The organism is Streptomyces sp. NPDC056161, assembly GCF_042268025.1.
Classification (GTDB): domain Bacteria; phylum Actinomycetota; class Actinomycetes; order Streptomycetales; family Streptomycetaceae; genus Streptomyces.
Genome location: NZ_JBHJUV010000022.1, coordinates 114625 through 134253, shown reverse-complemented (window position 1 = coordinate 134253; position 19629 = coordinate 114625). Strand labels below are relative to the sequence as shown.

Genomic DNA, 19629 nt, shown 5'->3' with positions numbered 1-19629 from the left:
CAGGAGCCGGTTATGGACCTGTACGAACACCAGGCAAGGGAACTCTTCGAGGAACACGGCATCGTGGTGCCGAGGGCGGAGGTCACCGATTCGCCCGAGGAAGCCCGCGAGATCGCCCGCCGGCTCGGCGGCAAGGTGGTGGTGAAGGCCCAGGTGAAGACCGGTGGCCGCGGCAAGGCGGGCGGGGTCAGGCTCGCCGCCGACCCGGCCGCCGCCGAGCTGACCGCACGGCAGATCCTCGGCATGGACATCAAGGGGCACACGGTCGGCAAGGTGATGCTGGCCCAACCCGTCGACATCGAGAACGAGTTCTACGTCTCCTACGTACTCGACCGGACGGCCGGCGGCTTCCTCGCCATCGCCTCCGCCGAGGGCGGCATGGAGATCGAGGAAGTGGCCGCGAGCCGCCCCGAGGCGGTCGCCCGGATCCCCGTCGACCGGGCCGAGGGCGTCACCTCGGCGAAGGCCGCCGAGATCGTCGCGGCGGCCGGGCTGCCGTCACAGGCCGTGGACGTCCTCGTCCGGCTGTGGCAGGTACTGGTCCGCGAGGACGCCCTGCTCGTCGAGGTCAATCCGCTCGTGCGCACCCGACAGGGCCGGCTCCTCGCCCTCGACGGCAAGGTCACCCTGGACGACAACGCCCGTTTCCGGCAGGCCCGTTGGGGCGCCGACGAGACCGACCACCACGACCCGCTGGAGTCCGTGGCCGCCGCCCGCGGCCTCAACTACGTCAAGCTCGACGGCGAGGTCGGCATCATCGGCAACGGCGCCGGCCTCGTCATGTCCACCCTCGACGTGGTCGCGGGCTGCGGCGCCCGCCCGGCCAACTTCCTCGACATCGGCGGTGGAGCCTCCGCACAGGTCATGGCGGACGGACTGGCGGTCATCCTGTCCGACCCGGCCGTCAGGTCGGTCCTCGTCAACGTCTTCGGCGGGATCACCGCCTGCGACGCGGTCGCCGACGGCATCGTGCAGGCCCTGGAGAGGATCCGGCTGACCAAACCGCTCGTCGTCCGGCTCGACGGCAACAACGCGGCGCGCGGCCGATCGATCCTCGACGACCGCGGCCACCCGCTGGTCCAGCAGGCCACCACCATGGACGGCGCCGCCGCCCATGCCGCCCGGCTCGCCGCCGCAGCCTAAGGAGACAGGGACGCCATGGCCATCTACCTCACCAAGGAGAGCAAGGTCCTCGTCCAGGGCATGACCGGCGGCGAGGGCATGAAGCACACCCGCCGGATGCTGGCCGCGGGCACCGACGTCGTCGGCGGCGTCAACCCGCGCAAGGCGGGACAGACCGTCGACTTCGCCGACCGGGCCGTCCCCGTCTTCGGCACGGTCCGCGAGGGCATCGAGGCGACCGGAGCCGACGTCACCGTCGTCTTCGTACCGCCCGCCTTCGCCAGGGCCGCCGTGCTGGAGGCCGTCGACGCCGGAATCGGGCTCGCCGTCGTCATCACCGAGGGCATCCCGGTCCACGACTCCGTCGTGTTCACCGCCCACGCCAGGACGAAGGGCATCCGGATCATCGGCCCCAACTGTCCGGGGCTGATCACCCCCGGACAGTCGAACGCCGGCATCATCCCCGCTGACATCACCAAACCCGGCCGTATCGGACTGGTCTCCAAGTCCGGCACACTGACCTACCAGCTCATGTACGAACTGCGTGAGATCGGCTTCTCCACCTGTGTCGGCATCGGCGGCGACCCCGTCGTCGGCACCAGCCACATCGACTGCCTGGCCGCCTTCCAGGACGACCCCGACACCGAGCTGATCATCCTCATCGGCGAGATCGGGGGAGACGCGGAGGAACGCGCCGCCGCGTACGTCCGCGAGCACGTCACCAAGCCCGTCGTGGGCTACGTCGCCGGATTCACCGCACCCGAGGGCCGTACCATGGGTCACGCGGGTGCGATCGTCTCCGGCTCCTCCGGCACCGCGCGGGCCAAACAGGAAGCCCTTGAGGCAGCCGGTGTCCGGGTCGGCGGCACCCCCACCGAAACAGCTCGACTGGTGCTCAAGACGCTGACAGCACGCGGTGACGCCGTCTGCGGCTGAACCCGGCCGAGCACCCCGCACCCTCCGACGCGTCCGACGCTCCCGGCCCCTTCCGAGGCCGTGTCCCGCCGCTCGCGTCCTCCTCCCGTCCGAGCCGGCGGTGCGGCCGGCTCAACCACGGGAAACGTCCCTGTCCCACCCCGCCCGACTGTGCACCGAGAGCGGAGCCCACCCCATGGCAACCAGCCCCACTCCGAACCACCGAACCCTCACCCTGAAGTCCGGCACGTCCTGGAACGACGCCTGGCAGCGCTGCCTCGCCGTAGCCCCCGAAGCCTTCCAGGAGGACGGCGTCCGCAACCTGTGGGCCGCCGCCTGGCAGCCGGACGGCCACGCCCTGCCCGCGACCAGCCCGGTCGACGGCAGCCCGATCGCCGGCGTGCCGCGCCTCGACCGGGCCACCGCCCACCAGGCCGTACGCGCCTCCCTCGACCAGCACCGCGCCTGGCGCCACGTCCCGCTCGAAGAGCGCCGCGCCCGCGTCTCCGCGACCCTGGACGCGCTCACCGAGCACCGCGAACTGCTCGCCCTGCTGCTCGTCTGGGAGATCGGCAAGCCCTGGCGGCTCGCCCAGGCGGACGTCGACCGGGCGATCGACGGCGTGCGCTGGTACGTCGACGGCATCGAACCGATGGTCGCCGGCCGGACCCCGCTGGACGGCCCGGTGTCCAACATCGCCAGCTGGAACTACCCGATGAGCGTGCTCGTCCACGCCATGCTGGTCCAGGCACTGGCGGGCAACGCGGTGATCGCCAAGACCCCGACCGACGGCGGGGTCGCCTGCCTCACCCTGGCCGCCGCGCTCGCCGCCCGCGAGGGCATCCCCGTCACCCTCGTCAGCGGCAGCGGCGGCGAACTGTCGGAGGCGCTGGTACGGGCGCCCGAGATCGGCTGTGTCTCCTTCGTCGGCGGCCGCGACACCGGCGCCGCCGTGGCCACCGCGGTCGCCGACCTCGGCAAGCGGCACGTACTGGAACAAGAAGGTCTGAACACCTGGGGCATCTGGAACTACACCGACTGGGACGCCCTCACCGCCGTCGTCCCCAAGCTCTTCGACTACGGCAAGCAGCGCTGCACCGCCTACCCCCGCTTCGTCGTGCAGCGCTCACTCTTCGACGACTTCCTCGCGGCCTACCTCCCGGCGGTCCGCACCGTCAAGGTCGGCCACCCCCTGGCGGTCGAGCATCCCGAGGACCCCTACCCGCAACTGGACTTCGGCCCGCTGATCAACGCGGCCAAGGCCAAGGAACTCCAGGACCAGGTCAACGAGGCCATCGACCGCGGCGCCGTACCGCTGCACCGCGGCAGGCCGGCCGACGCCCACTTCCTGCCCGGCCAGGACACCTCGGCATACGTCCAGCCGGTCACCCTCCTCGGCCCCCCGCCCTCGTCCCCGCTGCACCACGCGGAACCGTTCGGACCGGTCGACACCATCGTGCTGGTCGACACGGAGGCGGAACTGCTCGCGGCCATGAACGCGTCGAACGGCGCCCTGGTCGCCACCCTGGCCACCGACGACCGGGCCACCTACGACCGCCTCGCACCGCAGATCCGCGCGTTCAAGATCGGCCACGGCAAGCCGCGCTCCCGCGGTGACCGCGACGAACTGTTCGGCGGCTTCGGAGCGTCGTGGCGCGGCGCGTTCGTGGGCGGCGAACTGCTGGTCAGGGCGGTGACCCAGGGCCCGGCGGGCGAGCGGCTGCCCGGCAACTTCCCGGACTACCAGCTCATGCCGTGACCCACGTCGTGTCCGGGCCCGCGCGCGTACCCCACGCGTAGGCCCGGACACACACGGTGACCCCCGATGGGCCCCGTCGACACGGCCACAACCCCAGCTCAGGTCACGGAAACGCAGGTGAAAGCCACCCCGAAACCTTGGTATTGTTGTCCATGTCGCCCCGGGGAACACCCCCGGCAAGTCGACAGACACCTGGTCCGGGTGGCGGAATGGCAGACGCGCTAGCTTGAGGTGCTAGTGCCCTTTATCGGGCGTGGGGGTTCAAGTCCCCCCTCGGACACTCGCTGTAACGATACGCTGACGAGGGCCTCGACCTAACAGTCGCGGCCCTACCTGCGTATTCGTAGCTGATCGTGATCCCGAGTGCTTTGTAGAGTGGGCTCTTCTTCTCTGCGTCGACGGTCTCGTACCGCTTCAAAATGGTTGCACAGCTTCTAACCTGCAGCGATGCCAGTTGATCAAATGGTTTGGCGGTACTCGTTGATGAGGTCGGCGACGGCTTGGCGGCATTCGATCCGGCTGGTCGGGAAGGGGATGACGTTCGGGTCGTCGAGTGGCGCCAATTGATCTCGGCCTTGGTGGGGCCGATGCCCGTTGAAGTGGCGGGCGTACGCATGGAGAATTTTCTCGGCGTGGCCGCGGTCGTAGATCAACAGTCTGTCGGTGCACTCCTCGCGCACTGATCGCACGAATCGTTCGGAGTGCGGGTTGCAGTTGGGGCTGCATGGGGGGATCTTGACCACGGCGTTGTCCTCGCTCGCGAAGACGGCGTCGACCCCATCAAGGCAGGCTAACCACATCAACTACACCGCTCGGCGGCCTACGACTTCACCGTTCATTTTCGGAACGGAGTCACGGCATTGGCCCCAGAGACCTGAGCATGGTCACGGTCAGAGGTCCTCGAACGCGTCGGCAGCGCCGATCGGTACACGTTCGTGAAGGCCATGGACCGCCGGAGAAAGAGCCGAAATCCTGGCCGCCGCGCGGCGCTCCGACATGGCCCACCGCGGCCCGAAGCATCGGCGTCTCCCGTTGCGACATACGTCACTCCGTGCGCCGCCCCGCCCAGGAATGCGGAGCCCTCTGGCCGTGCTGTGATCAGGAGGGTCGGCAGGCCGACTCTCCCTTTCCTGTGCCCGGGCGACGAGGCCCGCCGCGCAAACCCGACACACCCACCCCTCCCGGGAAGGTTCTCCTGCGCCATGCCCCTGGCTCTGCTGGCCCTGGCTCTCGTCGCGTTCGGCATCGGGACGACCGAGTTCGTCACCATGGGGCTGCTGCCCCAGATCGCTGACAGTGTCGGCGTGTCCGTACCGCACGCGGGCAACCTCGTCTCCGCCTACGCGCTCGGTGTCGTCGTCGGCGCCCCCCTGCTGACCGGCATCGGCGCCCGCATACCGCACAAGAGACTGCTGCTGCTCCTGTCCGGACTGTTCGTCATCGGCAACACCGCCTCTGCGCTCGCCCCCAGTTTTGGTCTGCTCTTCGCGGCGCGCGTCCTCTCGGGCCTGCCACACGGCGCCCTGTTCGGCGTCGGCGCTGTCGTCGCCTCCCGGCTGGTCGCGCCCGACCGGGCGGCCCGTGCCGTCTCGACCATGTTCCTCGGGCTGACAGTGGCCAATATCGTCGGTGTTCCCGCCGGTACCGCCCTCGGCCAGCAACTCGGCTGGCGGTACGCGTACATAGCGGTCGCCGTCATCGGCGTCCTGGCGTTCATCGCCCTGTTCTGCCTGGTCCCGCACCAACCGCGCGGCCCGCAGTCCGGCATCAAGCACGAACTGCGCGCCATGGGCAACAGACAGGTGGCACTCGGCTTGGCCACAGCGGTCATCGGGTTCGGCGGATTCTTCGCCGTCTACAGCTACCTCGTGCCCATGCTGACCCACCTCACGGGGATCTCCGACTCCTCCACCACCCTGGTTCTCGCCCTGTTCGGCGTCGGCATGACGCTCGGCACCCTCGTAGCGGGCCCGCTCACCGACCGGGCGCTGCGCCCGACGCTCTATGTCGGGCTGACCCTGCTCGCCGTAGCGCTGGGGACCTTCTACTTCGCCGTTCACAGTACGGTGCCCGCGCTCATGACCCTCACGCTCATCGCCGCGCTGAGCGCGCTGATCACCACACCCGTGCAGATGCTGCTGATGGCCAAGGCGGACAAAGCGCCGACGTTGGCGGCAGCCTCGAACCACTCCGCGTTCAACCTGGCCAACGCGGGTGGCGCCTGGCTGGGCGGCCTGGTCATCTCGGCCGGCTGGGGCTGGGCCTCACCCACGCTGGTCGGCGCGGCCCTGGCCCTGGCCGGCCTCGGCCTCGCCATCACTGGCGGCATCATGGACCGGGGACCACGCCGCTCCGAGGTCGTCATCTCGTCCCCGCGCGACCCCGAACACCAAGAGGCCCGAACCAGGAGAGCTGCACCGGCCTCGGCTCAGGGGGACTCGGCCACCTCCTGACATCGCGGGCCAGGATCGCGTGGGCTTGGCCGCGCAGGAACGCGGCCCGGGTTGGGCGATCACGTTCAGGCGCCGGCTCGATTCCGTGCGCTCGCAGGATCTCCCAGACCGTGGAGGGTGCCATCTTGATGCCGAGGACGGCGAGTTCGCCGTGGATGCGCCGTTACCCCCAAGGGCTGTTCTCGCGGGTCACGTGCAGGACAAGGGCCGGAATACTGCGACGTGTTGGCGGCCTGCCAGACCGCTTGCGTCGGGAGGCGTCAGCGTGTCGACGACGCATGAGGTCACGGTGCCATCTCACGACCGTCTCCGGCGAGACGATCAGATGCAACTGCCGCAGCTTGGGCCTGGGGAGCCGGTGCAGGAGCGCGGCCAGGAATGCGCGGTCCGCCGGGGTGATGCGTGGCCTGTCGGTCTGCCGCTGCAGGACAGCCAGCTGGTGGCGCAGCGTCACTATCTCGATGTCCTTGTCCACAGCGCTCGTCGGCAGCAGCCGTATGAAGGCGAACACGCTCGACACGGCGAGGTAGGGCAATCGCAACAGCACGGTCCACCAGCCTGACACTCCCGTCCTGCGATCACTGACCGTTCGGGAGGATCTGCAGGTCACAGGTCATGGATGGGGTTTTCGGCACCCGCAGGCCGTGAACTTCGCGTTCTGGTCGCGGATCAGGTGAGTGAAGCCTGATGCAGGTGGCCGAGTTGCCGGAGCAGCTGGCGGGCTTGCTGGGTGGCCCAGACGGTGGTCGGGTGCGCGGTGACGCCCAGGATGTGGGCGGTTCGGGTGCGGACCTCCATGACGAACAGTGGGTACAGCCGCTGCAGACCGACCGTGTCGACGTGGAAGTAGTCGGTGGCGAGCAGGTCGTGAGCCTGGGTCTTGAGGAAGGCGGTTCACTCACCGCGCACCCGATGTCGGCGCGGGGTCGGCCTGGGGTCGGCGGCGCGCAGGATGCGGCGGACGGCGGCCGGGCTGACCCTGTGCCCGAGTCGGCGGAGTTCGCCATGTACGCATTGGAAGCCCCATCAGGGGTTCTCGGCGCCGAGTCGGATGATCTGGTCGCGAAGTTCGTCGGATATGGGTGGGCGTCCTGGTGAGGGTGGCTGGTTCCACTTGTCGTCGCGGTGTGACTTAAGGCCCATTCAGGCGGTCGTGGGGAGCGTGACCGACTGTCTCACGCGGTCGGGAGAGGTCGGTGGTGTGCAGTAGTCCGCAAGTCACAGTGGCCGCACCACGAGGCGATCACTGCGGGCAGACCGTGGGATGAAGGGTGTGCCAGATGGAGCGGGACTCGGAGGCGCGGGGACAGCGAGGGTATCGCGGGTCGATCCTGTCAGCGCTGCTCGCGCTGAGCCTGGTGTCGGCTTGCGGGATGCTGCCCGAGCCTTATCATCCGCGCGGGGGCCTGTACGGCTCCAAGGGCACCCGTACTTTCTACGTCAGCGAGCATGGAAACGACAGCGCGGACGGAACGAGCCCCGGCTCGGCGTGGCGCACGCTCCACCAGGCGGATCAGGTCCGCTACCGGCCCGGTGACCGGCTGCTGCTGCACGGCGGGGCCCGGTTCGAGGGTTCGCTGCGGCTGGACGGGGGCGAGGCCGGCCGGCCCCGGCAACCCGTGATCGTGGGTTCGTACGGCCGCGGACGGGCGACCATCGTGTCGGCCAAGGGGCCGGCCATCGAGGTCGTGGGCACCGCGGGCGTGGAGGTGCGCGACCTGATCGTGCGGGGCGGGTCCGCCCGTGCGTTCCAGGACGGCGGCATCAGCTTCTACAACGACCTGCCGGGTCCCGAGCGGTTGGCACACATCGTGGTGTCGGGAGTGGACGTGTCCGGCTTCCGGCACGGCGTCCAACTGGGCGCGCAACGCTGGGGGTTTCGAGATGTACGCGTCACGCACAGCGTCCTGCACGGCAACCGCGACGCCGGCCTGATCACCTATCGACTGGCACCGGTGAAGGCCGGGGCGCAGGAGAGCTACGCACACGCGGATGTCGTCGTGGATGGGGTGGAGGCACATCACAACGCGGGCGATCCGCACACCGCCGACCGCAACACGGGCAGCGGCATCATCCTTGGGTCGGTGGACGGGGGCGGGGTCCGCAACTCCTCGACGCACGACAACGGGGCCCGTTCCTCGGCTGCGGCCAAAGAGGGGCCGGAGGGCATGTGGGCGTACGGCTCCAGGAAACTCGTCATCGAGCACAATGTGTCGTACCGCAACCACTCCAACAGCAATGCCGACGGCGACGGCTTCGGGCTCGACCTCGGAACGAGCGATTCAGTGGTCCAGTACAACCTGTCCTACGAGAACGACGGAGCGGGCTTCCTGCTGTACTCCTCCGATGCGCAGCGACCGTCCCGCGGGAACGTGATGCGCTTCAACGTCAGCTCCCGCGACGCCCGAAGGCTCGCCCCGTACGGGGGATTCTACGTCGGCGGCTATGTGCGCGGCGCGCACGTCCTGCACAACACGGTGGTGGCGGCGCTCAACGGCTCCCTGCGCACCCCGGCCGTCATGATCGCTCCGGGACCGCGGTCGGTGGCCTTCTGGAACAACCAGTTCGTCACCGACGGGGCCCCGCTGGTGGTGGCCTCCGGGATTCTGCGCGAGGTGGTGTTCCAGGGCAATCACTACTTCGCGCCGAACGCCCCGCGTGCTGTGGAGTGGCGGGGGGCCTTCTACTCCTCGCCCGGCGGCTGGTGGGCTGCCACAGGCCAGGAGACCGTCGCGGCCGAGACCGTCGGGGTCGCGGGAGACCCGTGTTTCGAGGGCGGTTCGGCCGTGCGTGCCCTTCCGGCGGCCAAGGAGCTGGTCCCGACGTGCCCTGCGGCACGGCGGCCCGCCGTCGATCTGCGGGCCCGGTTCGGTGTCGATCCCGGGCCCGTCGATGTGCTGGGCCACCGGCTCGGCCGGCGGCCCGCGGCGGGCGCCGTTCAGCCTCAGGTGATTGCCGAGGCGTCCGACGGCACGTGAGGCAGGGCGCCGAGCCGGCCCAGTGCCGCGTACTGCCAGCCGGCGCGAATCCAGAAGTCGGCGTCCAGGCTGTTGCGGGCGTCGAGCAGGCACGGCCGGCAGACCAGCGGGGTGAGGGTGTCCGGGTCGAGGGCACGGTACTCGGCCCAGTCCGTCAGGTGCAGGACCACGTCAGCGCCCTCGCATGTCTTGTCGACGCGTGAGACGTAGTCGAGCAGCGGGTACACCTCGCGCGCGTTCTCCAGGGCCTGCGGGTCGTGGACGCGGACCACGGCTTTCTCTCGGTGCAACTGGGCGGCTACTGCGAGGGCCGGGGAGTCCCGGACGTCGTCGCTGTCGGGCTTGAAGGCCGCGCCGAGTACGGCGATGCGCCGGCCGGGCAGGCTGCCGCCCGCCAGGCGGGCGGTGAGCTCCACCGTGCGGCGGCGCTGCCGGTGGTTGATCTCGTCGATCTCGGACAGAAAGGCGACGGCCGATCCCACTCCGAGTTCGGCGGCCCGGGCGCGGAAGGCCCGGATGTCCTTGGGCAGGCAGCCCCCGCCGAAGCCCAGCCCGGCGTTCAGGAAGGACCGGCCGATGCGATCGTCGTATCCCAACGCATGGGCGAGGACCGTGACGTCAGCGCCCGCCGCGTCGCAGACCTCCGCCATCGCGTTGATGAAGGAGATCTTCGTGGCGAGGAACGAGTTCGCCGCCATCTTCACCATTTCCGCAGTGGCCGGGTCGGTCGCGACGTAGGGCACTCCGGAACGGATCAGCGGGGCGTACACCTCGCGCAGGACCGTCTCGGCGCAGCGGGAGCCGGCTCCGAAGACCAGCCGGTCGGGTCGCAGCGTGTCCATGACGGCATGGCCCTCACGAAGGAACTCCGGGTTCCAAGCGAGATGGACCTCCGGCGCTCCGGCTGCCCGCAGCCGGGCGGTGAGCCGTTCGGCGGTGCCCACGGGCACGGTTGACTTGCCGACGATCAGCGCGCCGGGTGGCAGGTGCGGAGCCAGAGCGTCGACGACCGCGTCGACGTATCGTAGGTCCGCGCCGAGTCCGTCGGGGCGCTGAGGTGTGCCGACACACAGGAAGTGCAGGCCGCCGAAGCGGGCTGCTTCCTGCAGCGAGGTGGTGAAGCGCAGCCGGCCCGAGTCGATGCCGCGGCTGAGGAGTTCCTGCAGGCCGGGTTCGAAGAACGGTGTCCGGCCCGCTGCGAGGGCGGTGGTCTTGGCCTCGTCGACGTCGACCCCAAGGACCTCGTGTCCGATTTCGGCCATGCAGGCGGCGTGGACGGCACCGAGGTAACCAGTGCCGATGACGGTCAGTTTCATGTGTCGCTCCCGGGGGTGGCGTGCAGGCGGATCGGCCCGGTCGTGGCCTGGGGCTCGGTGGCGGGGCGGGGGACTCCGGGGGTTCGGTATCCGTGGGGGTTGTCGACCTGGAATCGCCAGGAGTCCTGACACATCCGGGCGAGGTCACGGATCGGGTGCCAGTTCCAGGTGTCGGCCGCGGCGGACCCGTCGGCGACAAGCTCCGGCACGTCACCCGGGCGACGGGGGCCGATGCGGTACGGCACGGACCGGCCGGAGGCATGTTGGTATGCCTCGATCAGCTGGAGCACCGAAGTACCCTGTCCACTACCCAGGTTGAGAACGTGCAGTCCCGGGGGTGCGGGATGCTCCAGTGCGATCCGGTGTCCATCGGCCACGTCCATGACGTGGATGTAGTCGCGCACACCCGTTCGGTCCGGGGTGGGCCAGTCGTCACCGAAGACCGTGACGTGCTCGCGCAGGCCCGCGGCGACCTGTGCGATGTAAGGCATGAGGTTGTCCGGCACGCCGAGCGGGTCCTCCCCCAGAAGCCCGGACGGGTGAGCCCCGACTGGGTTGAAGTAGCGCAACGCGTGCACGGTGAACTCGGGCCGGTGGGCGCACACGTCGGTGAGGATCTGTTCGCACATCCACTTCGAGCGTGCGTAGGGGTTGACGGGTGCCACCCGGTCGTCCTCGGCCAGGGGCATGTGGGCGGCGGCGCCGTACAGGGAGCAAGAGGAGGAGAACACCAGCCGGTGCACGTGGTATTCACTCATCACCTCCAGCAACGCGGTGGTGCCTCCGACGTTGGTGTCGTAGTACTCCACGGGCATCCGCACCGACTCCGCCACCGCCTTGCGGCCGGCGAAGTGAACCACTGCGTCGACGGGGTGGGAGGCGAAGACGTTGGACAGGGCTTCGCGGTCGCGGACGTCCAGGACGTAGGCGGCGGTCAGGGGGCGGCCGGCCACCGACTCGACACGGTGGAGCGCCTCAGGGACGCTGTTTTCGTGGTTGTCGACGACGACCACGTCGTGGCCGCGCGAGAGGAGCTCTGCGCAGGTATGGCTGCCGATGAATCCGGCACCTCCGGTCACCAGGATCGTGCGCGGCTGGGACATGGAAGGACACCTCCGTTGGGCATCGAGGGCGGGAATGAAGGAGGACGGAATGAGAGGTGCGTTGCCCGGCCCGGACACCATCGCCCGGCGGCGATCCGCGCCAGGTGAGCCACTCAGGTGAGCAGGCCCGCCAGGTACTTGGGGAGGATCAGCACAGTGAGGACCAGCGGGGAGGCAGTCAGGGCGACCAGCGCGAGCGGCGCGCGGACGGTGGCCAGAGCCTGCCACCGACGGCTGTTCGTGGCGTCGGCGGTCTCCGCGGCGTGCAGCAGGCAGACCCAGCAGCCCACCACGGTGTACGTAACGGCGCCAAGCAGGCACAGGAAGACACAGCCGAAAGCGGGACCGTTGATTTCACCGATAAGGGCCGAGCTGCCGAGAACCGCCGCAATGATCAGGTAAGGCAGGACGTGCCGTAGGGGCAGGGGAGCGGCGGGCTGGCGTGCCTTGGGTGTGACCTTGAAGGTCAGGCTGCGCGGCCGGAGTCTGACCCAGACCGCCGACAGCGTTCCACAGGCGACGAAGGGCCAGCGTGCCAGGGCGAACAACCAGCTCTCCCAGCTGACCAGGGGCGCTCCGCGGGGGCGCAGCAGGTTTCGGCGGCGCAGGAGCCAGGTCAGTGCCATCAGCCACATGGACATCGAGCAGCAATGGAGCAGGAAGGAGAGGTAGTTCACCCGCACCCACGGCACCCCGGTCATGGCGGCGATCGGTGCCAGAGTCAGGGCCGTCGCGGTCGAGAAACCTAGCAGCGGATAGTAACTGAAGGCGAAGGCGAAGCGCAACCGTAGCTTCCAGGGAAGCCGGGACGCGTGGCGGGGGAAGAGGCCCAGCAGCAACGTCACCAGGCTGCGCGACCACTGGAACTCCTGCGTGATCATCGCGGAAAAGGTGACGGGCCCGTCACCATGTGCCTCTGCCTCGATGGCGAAGGCACCTGCCCAGCCGGCGGAGTTGAACAGGAAGGTGGTGGAGAAGTCCTCGGCCAGTTCGGGGCCGATGCCGCCGATGTCCCGCAGCGCGGCGGTGCGTACGGCGTAGTGGGACCCGATGCAGGAAGGAGCCAGGCCGCCGTTGTGGCCGAGCTGGAAGGGGCCGTGGAAGACCCCTTCCCGGTGCAGCCTGCCGCGGGCCGCCCAGGAAGCGTTCGCGTTGGCGTCGCAGACGCTCGGGGCGGCAACGTATCCGATCGCCGGGTCTGCGAAGGGCCGCACCACCTCCGCCAGATACGTCGTCTCTGGCACGTGATCGCAGTCGAGTTGGGCGACCACGTCGTAATGGTCGTAGCCGTGGCGGTCGTAGAACCAGGCCAGGTTCCCTTCCTTGCACCGGGTACGGCGCGGCCAGGTCGAGCGATGGTAGCCCTCGACGCCGTTCCGGCAGGACACACGTACGCCATGCGCGCGACACCAGGCATCGACCTCGGGGGTCGGGTCCTCATCGCACAACCACACGTCGTAGGGATGCGGAAACCGCTGGGCGAGCATCGCAGTCAGCGTCGTGCGGGCCACAGACCAGGGCTCGGAGGGCGCCTTGGTCACCACGAACGCCACGGACAGCCGAGGCAGGGGCAGCTCGGGGTTGACCCGGCGCAGCCGCAGAACCGCGATGATGAATGCCAGGGGCAGCAGGGTCAAGTAGGCCAGCAGCCCGCTGTTGACGGCCAGCGCAGTCAGCGTCGTGCGATGCCGCGGCAGGAGCCACCACTGCCAGAAGAGGAGCGTGTACAGGCCCCAGCCGGTAGCCAAAAGAACGACCAGGCGTTGGTCTGACGGCTTCAGCGCGGGCCGGAACGTGGTGGGAGCTACCCTGCGTACGGGGCGGCGGCCGGAGAACAGGGGCCCGTCGGCGGAAATGTCGGCTACTTGCCCGGCCGACAGTCTCCGCAAGTCATGATGGAGTTCCTCCAGGTCCGGGACCGAGGATGCGGCACTGTCGGCGTGCGCAAGGGTTTCAGGAGATACGGATACAGGGGGTGTCATGGCACAGGTTTCCTTCGCGGCGGTACGATCGGTGTCACCGCGCCTGACCGGCTGCCGCGGCCGGCTCCACTCCGTAGGAACGGAACCAGGACACCGTGGCCCGCAAACCTTCTTCCAGGTCGATCTCGGGCTTCCACGCCAGCCGTTCGAGGGCCTTGACGATGACCGGGCAGCGGCGCACGGGGTCGTCCGTGGGCAGCGGGAGACTCTGGACGGGCGAGCGGGATCCGGTAATGCGCAAGACGAGTTCGGCGAGTTCCACGACGGTGCGTTCATCGGGATTGCCGAGGTTGACCGGTCCAGGCTCACGGCAGTCCAGCATCGCCACGATGCCGCGGACGAGGTCGTCGACGAAGCAGAAGCTGCGGGTCTGCAGTCCGTCGCCGTAGATGGTCAGAGCCTCGCCGCCCAGGGCTTGCCGGATGAAACTTGAGACGACCCGGCCGTCGTGGGGGCGCAGGCGCGGACCGTAGGTGTTGAAGATGCGGACGATCCCGGTGTTCACGCCTGAGTGCCGGGCATACGCGGTGGTGACGGCTTCGGCGTAGCGCTTGGCCTCGTCGTACACGCTGCGCGGCCCGACGGGATTGACGTGTCCCCAGTACTCCTCGGGCTGCGGATGGACCTGTGGATCGCCGTACACCTCGCTGGTCGAGGCCAGCACGAAGCGTGCCTCATGCCGACGGGCGAGGACCAGGGCGTGCTCGGTGCCGCGGCTGCCCACGGCCAGGGTCTGCAGCGGGAATTTGTGGTAGTCCGCCGGAGAGGCCGGGCTGGCGAGGTGGGCGACGGCGTCCACCGGCCCCGGCACGTCGAAGCCGTCGCTTACGTCCGCACGCAGGAACGTGAAGCCGCGCTGGTCGCTCAGCGCGGCGATGTTCTCGGCCCGTCCGGTGGACAGGTTGTCGACGCAGACCACGTCATCCCCTCTGCGCAGCAGGATTTCGCAGAGATGCGACCCGACGAATCCCGCACCCCCGGTCACCACGACACGCATGTTTCTCCCATCGATGTCGCCACAGTTGGCCAAGGCAAGGCACAGACAAGAAGAAAAGATATAAAATCAACCGATATGACAATCCGGCTTCAGGTGTAGAGATACCGCCGGTCGGCCCACTGCGAGCGGTGCTGCGGTTGCGTTTTACCGGCTCGGCCGAATCCCTCGCGGCAGATACCTGCACCGATGGAGTGAACGACTGGCTTGGGTACCGCATCGGCGAGTCCAACGAAACCACTCTGCGTCGTTGCCGGACACGGGCGGTACGGCGATGGCGACCCGGGCCGGTCGGGGACGAAGGCTTTCGCGATCCACCGGTCCAGGGCCTGGCACTGCGGCTGCCGAATATGTCATCCGGCCAGGTCAGGCAGCGTGTCGGTACTCGTGGTTCCCAGAGGGTGGAGGCGCCGACCTTGACGCCGAGGGTGGCGAGTTCGCCGTGCTCTCTGCGGTAGCCCCATGACGGGTTCTCCCGGACCAGGCGCAGGGATCAGGATGCGGATCGGGCGAAGGGTGGGCGGGCGGCCTGACCTCTTGGGTCGGTAGGTGCGGACGTGGCTCTGCGTGATCAGGTCGCGGTGCCATCGCGGCACGGTGTCGGGCTGGACCAGCAGTCGGAGTCGGCGCAGAACCTGTCGTGGCAGCGGCACCAGCAAAGCGGCGAGGAAGGCTCGGTCTTCCGAGGCGAACTTCACCCGGTCCCCACCGAGTTGCCGCTCAAGGACCATGATCTGGTGACGCAGGGCGAGAATCTCCGCGTCCTTGTCGCGGTCGCTCATCGGTAGCAGCCGCGGCACGGCGAACGCGTTGGAGATGGTCAGGTAAGCGAGACGAAGCAACACGAGTGCTCATCTTGCCGCAGCACCGAACAAGCCCTTGAACTGCATGGATGACATTCTCGGCAGGCGCAGAGTGGAATTGAGCACGTTCAATTCGCTCGCTCCTTCAGACCCGTGTGTGCCAGTCCTGAGCGCGCTGAACTGCGCGGATGATTTATCGGCACCCGCAATGTCGGGGTCTGTGGACTGTTCGTGGACAGGATCTTGGAGTGTCTGCCCAGGTCGAAGCAGCTGCCTCAGAGCGGACACAACCCGGCGTGCCAGTCCCGCTCCAGGACCTCTGCGTCGAATATTCTGCGAAGATGTCCGACCTGACGTCCTTGATAGTGCGTGCACTGCCGCACGGCGGCGGCTTTTCACGCCGGCCAGGACGGGGCAGCCGCCGGATGCAGGAAGGGATGTGGCATGAGGTCCCCAGGCGTGCACCTGCGAGAGATCACCGACGACAACCGGGATGCCGTTCGTGCCCTCCGCGTCCGACGTGACCAGAAGCAATTCGTCGCCTCCGTGTCCAGGTCGCTCAAGGATGCGACAAAGAAACCGGAGGCCAATCCCTGGTACCGCGCCGTGTACATCGGCGACGAGCCAGTCGGCTTCGTGATGCTGTCGTGGAAGCCGCCGGCTGGTCCTTACAAAGGGCGGCACTTCATCTGGCGCCTCCTCATCGACAAGCGGCACCAGAGGCGAGGGATCGGCCGAGAGACACTCACCCGGATCGCCGACCTGGTTCGCGCGGACGGCGCCACCGAGCTGCTGACCAGCTACGATCCCGGCGACGGCGAACCGTGGCCCTTCTACCAGAAGCTCGGGTTCGAGCCCACTGGGGAAATCGACGACGGTGAGATCGTTCTACGGCTCGTCTTTTCCGCTGCGTGAGTTCATACGGAAACTGCGGAGAGTTTTCCGGTGGTCACAGCACCAGCAATTTGGTGGGGCCCTGGAAGTCGACCAGTGCCCGACCCCTTGCGGCCGGGACACAGCGAAGCCCCCGGCCCGCGCACGGACCAGGAGCTGATGGCTATGTACCTCGGCCGGAGGCACGGGGGACGTCAGGACGGAGGCCGGGGCGGGTCCGACCGGGCGCAGCGCACACAGGTGGTGGCCGCCGGACGGATCTCCAGGCGTTCGGGAGGAATCGTCGCGCAGCAGCCTTCGCACTGTCCGTACTGTCCTCGTTCGAGTCGTTCCAGTGCTCGGTCCAGTTCTTCCAGGTGCTCGCGTGCCCGCGCCATCAGAGCGGCCACGTGGGCCCGCTCGAAGGCGGTGCTGCCCCCCTCGGGGTCGTGCTCGTCATCAACCGCGACCAAGGCGTTCGCCGCGACGATCCCGTCGAATTCGCGGCTCAGCGCGGCCGCGCGTGCGAGGGTTTCGGCACGATCGGCCGCAAGGCGCGCGCGGACCGCCGCGACGTCGGACGGGCGCACGTCATGATCGTGCGGGGATGTATCGCCCATGCGTGCGACAACGCCGATTCCCGGTCCGTGATTCCCCCAGCCACCCGCGCCCCGCCGCCTGGGCCGAGTGCACCACGCCGGCCGGTCACCGCAGGGGGGATGCGCCGGCCCGCCGGGACCATGGACAACTGCGTCAGAGCTCCGACTCGGGAAACCACTATCAAGATCCCGAGTACTCCGCGCCCGCGCCGGTGCCGGGCTCGGTCGGGCCGCCTCGGCGCGAAGGACTGCCGGCGACGCTGCCGGCGCCGGACTACCAGCGGATTCTGGGCGTGCTCGACGAGCGGCAGCCCGCGGGCCACGGACCGCTGAAGGCCAGGGAGATCACGGTTCAGCAGGGCTTTTTCCGGCGGTCTCCCGATTTCTCCCGCCGCTGTCTGCCTGAGCCACACGGGGTAAGTAGTGCGTCGCTCGGGCCAGCCTGGTCGCCGGTCAGGACGCCGGCGTTGTAGACGTGTAGGCGGAGCCAAGGAACCGACCTGCAGAACTGCCTACATGGCGGCCTGCCTGTACACCCCAGTCCGTGGTGTGGGGCTGTGCCGAGAGCCGGAGAGCCGGTGGGACGAGAGACAAGAAGTCCGGAGCGGCAGCCGGATCGGTGCTTGTCGCCATCCCTCAAGTCCGCAAGTCAGCTTTACCCCTGTCACGGAGCTGGGGAAGGAACACCGACGGGGCCCGCCGATCGGAGAGCGTCCTGCCCCTCGGTCAGGATCCGAAGGAGTGACACGTCCTTGCCGACATACGCGTTCCGTTGTGCGGACTGCGGTGACACCGATGCCGTCTTCCCGATGGCCTCGGTTCCCGCCTGGCTGGACTGCAGCGCGTGCGGCGGCACCGCGCGGCGGATCTTCTCCGCTCCTCACCTCGGCGCCGGCTCGTCGACCGCCATGAAGCTGTTGGACGCGACCAAGCGCACCGCGAGCGAGCCCGCTGTCGTGGAGGCGCTGCCGAGCCGTAGGACATCACCCGGGCCCGTCTCCCACAACCCCCTGCACGCCAAGCTTCCCCGTCCCTGACCACGCGTCGCCGCCCCACGCCGACGAGCCGCGAAGGGGACGGCACCCATGCCCCTCTTCCTGCGACAGGAGCCGACATGCCTGATGTGATCTTCCCTCTCGACTCGACCAGGCCGTTCACCGAACAAGAGCTGCTGGGCCACAACAGGTGGCATCCGGAGATCCCGGCCGCCGTCATGGTCAAGCCCGGTGAGTCCTTCCGGGTGGACTGCCGCGAGTGGTTCGACGGCGCGATCAAGAACGACGATTCGGCTGAGGACATCCTCAACGCCCCCCTCAACTCCGTGCACCGTCTGTCGGGGCCGATCGGAGTCGAGGGCGCCAAGCCTGGCGACCTCCTCGTCGTCGACATCCTCGACGTGGGACCCATCCCGCAGGAGACCGGTCCCCTGGCCGGTCAGGGCTGGGGGTATACCGGGATCTTCGCCAGAGGCAACGGCGGTGGCTTCCTCACCGAGCAGTTTCCCGACGCCTACAAGGCCGTATGGGACTTCTCCGGCGGCGTGGCCACATCCCGGCACGTACCCCACGTCTCCTTCACCGGAATCGTCCATCCCGGCCTCATGGGAACAGCGCCGAGCAAGTCACTCCTGGCCTCCTGGAACACCCGCGAGGCTGCGCTCATCGCGACCGACCCGGACCGGGTACCCCCACTTGCACTGCCGCCACAGCCCGACTCCGCCATCCTCGGCAGCGTCCCTGCAGGCGAGTTCGACCGCATCGCCGGCGAAGCCGCGCGCACGGCACCGCCCCGCGAGAACGGCGGCAACCAGGACATCAAGAACCTGACCAAGGGCACCCGGGTCTTCTACCCGGTGTACGTCGACGGTGCTCACCTGTCCGTCGGCGACCTGCACTTCTCGCAGGGCGACGGCGAGATCACTTTCTGCGGCGCCATCGAGATGGGCGGCTACCTCGATCTGCGCGTCGACCTCATCCCCGGCGGCATGGAGACCTACGGCGTCGCCGAGAACGCCATCTTCCTGCCAGGCAACACGGACCCGCAGTACTCCCAGTGGATCGCGTTCTCCGGGACCTCCGTCACCCTCGACGGAGAACAGAAGTACCTCGACTCTCATCTCGCCTACCAGCGGGCGTGCCTGCACGCGATCGACTACCTGACAACGTTCGGCTACGCCCCCGAGCAGGCATACCTCCTGCTCGGCGCAGCTCCCATCGAGGGCCGGCTCTCCGGCGTCGTGGACATCCCCAACTCCTGTGCGACGGTGTACATCCCCACGGCCATCTTCGACTTCCCCATCGCCCCCAGCAGTGACGGGCCCGTGAGGATCGACCCGGGACAAGGAGCGCCTAAAGCCTCATTCTGAACGCGACGTCGAACTCTCCGCTCGGGCTGGTTCGAAAGATGCCTCCGTGGCCGCAGCATCTGGGCTTGGCCGGTTCCGACTGCCGCCCGACTCGTCCTTGCGCGACTACGAGCGTATCGTCAGTGGTCAGCTCGCCCTTCGGGCACAACCACTGACGATACGCGGATGAGGGCCTCGACCTGACGGTCGCGGCCCTGTTCGCGTATGCGTAGCTGATCGTGATCCCGAACGCTTCGTAGAGCGGGCCCTTCTCCTCGGCGTCGACGGCGTGCACGCGTTGTGCGATGTCTGCGAGTCTCTGAGTGATCTCCCGGATCTGGTCGGCGGTGAGGGGGTTTCCTTCTTTCGCGTGCTGGCGTGTGGCGTG

Annotated in this window: 15 protein-coding genes, 1 tRNA gene and 2 pseudogenes; 10 read left to right on the top strand and 8 right to left on the bottom strand. The window is 68.6% G+C overall.

Going from position 1 to position 19629, the window contains the following annotated elements:
- Nucleotides 1–12: 12 nt before the first annotated feature.
- The 4 genes from sucC to ACFC09_RS21770 all read left to right on the top strand — a co-directional run bounded on the left by sucC (nt 13) and on the right by ACFC09_RS21770 (nt 4076).
- A complete protein-coding gene (gene sucC, locus ACFC09_RS21785; protein WP_376530773.1) occupies nt 13–1143 on the top strand; it encodes an ADP-forming succinate--CoA ligase subunit beta in 1131 nt (376 codons plus the stop codon).
- Nucleotides 1144–1158: 15 nt separating this feature from the next.
- Nucleotides 1159–2058, top strand: a complete 900-nt coding sequence (sucD, locus tag ACFC09_RS21780; protein ID WP_376530770.1) for a succinate--CoA ligase subunit alpha — start codon at nt 1159–1161, stop codon at nt 2056–2058.
- Nucleotides 2059–2233: 175 nt separating this feature from the next.
- Nucleotides 2234–3796: an aldehyde dehydrogenase family protein gene (locus ACFC09_RS21775; protein ID WP_376530767.1), complete on the top strand. Its 1563-nt coding sequence runs from the start codon at nt 2234–2236 to the stop codon at nt 3794–3796.
- Between the two features lie 195 nt (nt 3797–3991).
- Nucleotides 3992–4076: transfer RNA gene (locus tag ACFC09_RS21770), tRNA-Leu, on the top strand.
- 178 nt (nt 4077–4254) lie between these two features.
- Here the strand turns inward: ACFC09_RS21770 and ACFC09_RS21765 are convergent.
- Nucleotides 4255–4539, bottom strand: a complete 285-nt coding sequence (locus tag ACFC09_RS21765; protein WP_376530765.1) for an integrase core domain-containing protein — start codon at nt 4537–4539, stop codon at nt 4255–4257.
- A gap of 459 nt (nt 4540–4998) precedes the next feature.
- Between ACFC09_RS21765 and ACFC09_RS21760 the strand changes: the two genes are divergently transcribed.
- A complete protein-coding gene (locus ACFC09_RS21760) occupies nt 4999–6249 on the top strand; it encodes an MFS transporter (RefSeq protein WP_376530762.1) in 1251 nt (416 codons plus the stop codon).
- A 1-nt stretch (nt 6250) separates the two neighbouring features.
- Here ACFC09_RS21760 and ACFC09_RS21755 read toward each other — a convergent pair.
- Nucleotides 6251–6796: pseudogene (locus ACFC09_RS21755) on the bottom strand (integrase); the annotation flags it as partial.
- Between the two features lie 140 nt (nt 6797–6936).
- Here ACFC09_RS21755 and ACFC09_RS21750 point away from each other — a divergent pair.
- Together ACFC09_RS21750 and ACFC09_RS21745 are read left to right on the top strand one after the other, a co-directional pair.
- Complete coding sequence (locus ACFC09_RS21750; protein WP_376530759.1) at nt 6937–7347, top strand: hypothetical protein; 411 nt, start codon at nt 6937–6939, stop codon at nt 7345–7347.
- A gap of 182 nt (nt 7348–7529) precedes the next feature.
- Nucleotides 7530–9227 (top strand): right-handed parallel beta-helix repeat-containing protein, encoded by a 1698-nt coding sequence (locus ACFC09_RS21745; protein ID WP_376530757.1) that lies wholly within the window; start codon nt 7530–7532, stop codon nt 9225–9227.
- Here ACFC09_RS21745 and ACFC09_RS21740 read toward each other — a convergent pair.
- The 5 genes and pseudogenes from ACFC09_RS21740 to ACFC09_RS21720 form a co-directional block, all read right to left on the bottom strand.
- A complete protein-coding gene (locus ACFC09_RS21740) occupies nt 9194–10543 on the bottom strand; it encodes a UDP-glucose dehydrogenase family protein (protein WP_376530755.1) in 1350 nt (449 codons plus the stop codon). The two genes, ACFC09_RS21745 and ACFC09_RS21740, sit on opposite strands and share 34 nt — an antisense overlap.
- Entirely contained in the window at nt 10540–11646 is a 1107-nt protein-coding gene (gene galE, locus ACFC09_RS21735; protein WP_376530752.1) for a UDP-glucose 4-epimerase GalE, read from the bottom strand. Before galE ends, ACFC09_RS21740 begins: the two co-directional genes overlap by 4 nt.
- 113 nt (nt 11647–11759) lie before the next feature.
- Nucleotides 11760–13394: a glycosyltransferase family 2 protein gene (locus tag ACFC09_RS21730; protein WP_376530748.1), complete on the bottom strand. Its 1635-nt coding sequence runs from the start codon at nt 13392–13394 to the stop codon at nt 11760–11762.
- A gap of 268 nt (nt 13395–13662) precedes the next feature.
- Nucleotides 13663–14625, bottom strand: coding sequence for a UDP-glucuronic acid decarboxylase family protein (locus ACFC09_RS21725; protein ID WP_376530745.1), 963 nt, complete (start codon nt 14623–14625; stop codon nt 13663–13665).
- A gap of 388 nt (nt 14626–15013) precedes the next feature.
- Nucleotides 15014–15467: pseudogene (locus ACFC09_RS21720) on the bottom strand (integrase); the annotation flags it as partial.
- A 417-nt stretch (nt 15468–15884) separates the two neighbouring features.
- Between ACFC09_RS21720 and ACFC09_RS21715 the strand changes: the two are divergent.
- Nucleotides 15885–16340, top strand: a complete 456-nt coding sequence (locus ACFC09_RS21715) for a GNAT family N-acetyltransferase (RefSeq protein WP_376530742.1) — start codon at nt 15885–15887, stop codon at nt 16338–16340.
- 173 nt (nt 16341–16513) lie between these two features.
- Here ACFC09_RS21715 and ACFC09_RS21710 read toward each other — a convergent pair whose 3' ends face one another.
- Complete coding sequence (locus tag ACFC09_RS21710; RefSeq protein ID WP_376530740.1) at nt 16514–16918, bottom strand: TraR/DksA family transcriptional regulator; 405 nt, start codon at nt 16916–16918, stop codon at nt 16514–16516.
- A 536-nt stretch (nt 16919–17454) separates the two neighbouring features.
- Here ACFC09_RS21710 and ACFC09_RS21705 point away from each other — a divergent pair.
- Together ACFC09_RS21705 and fmdA are read left to right on the top strand one after the other, a co-directional pair.
- Nucleotides 17455–17934 carry an FmdB family zinc ribbon protein gene (locus tag ACFC09_RS21705; protein ID WP_376530737.1) on the top strand — a complete coding sequence of 160 codons (480 nt, stop codon included), beginning with the start codon at nt 17455–17457 and terminating at the stop codon, nt 17932–17934.
- Between the two features lie 77 nt (nt 17935–18011).
- Complete coding sequence (fmdA, locus tag ACFC09_RS21700; RefSeq protein ID WP_376530735.1) at nt 18012–19262, top strand: formamidase; 1251 nt, start codon at nt 18012–18014, stop codon at nt 19260–19262.
- Nucleotides 19263–19629 lie beyond the last annotated feature (367 nt).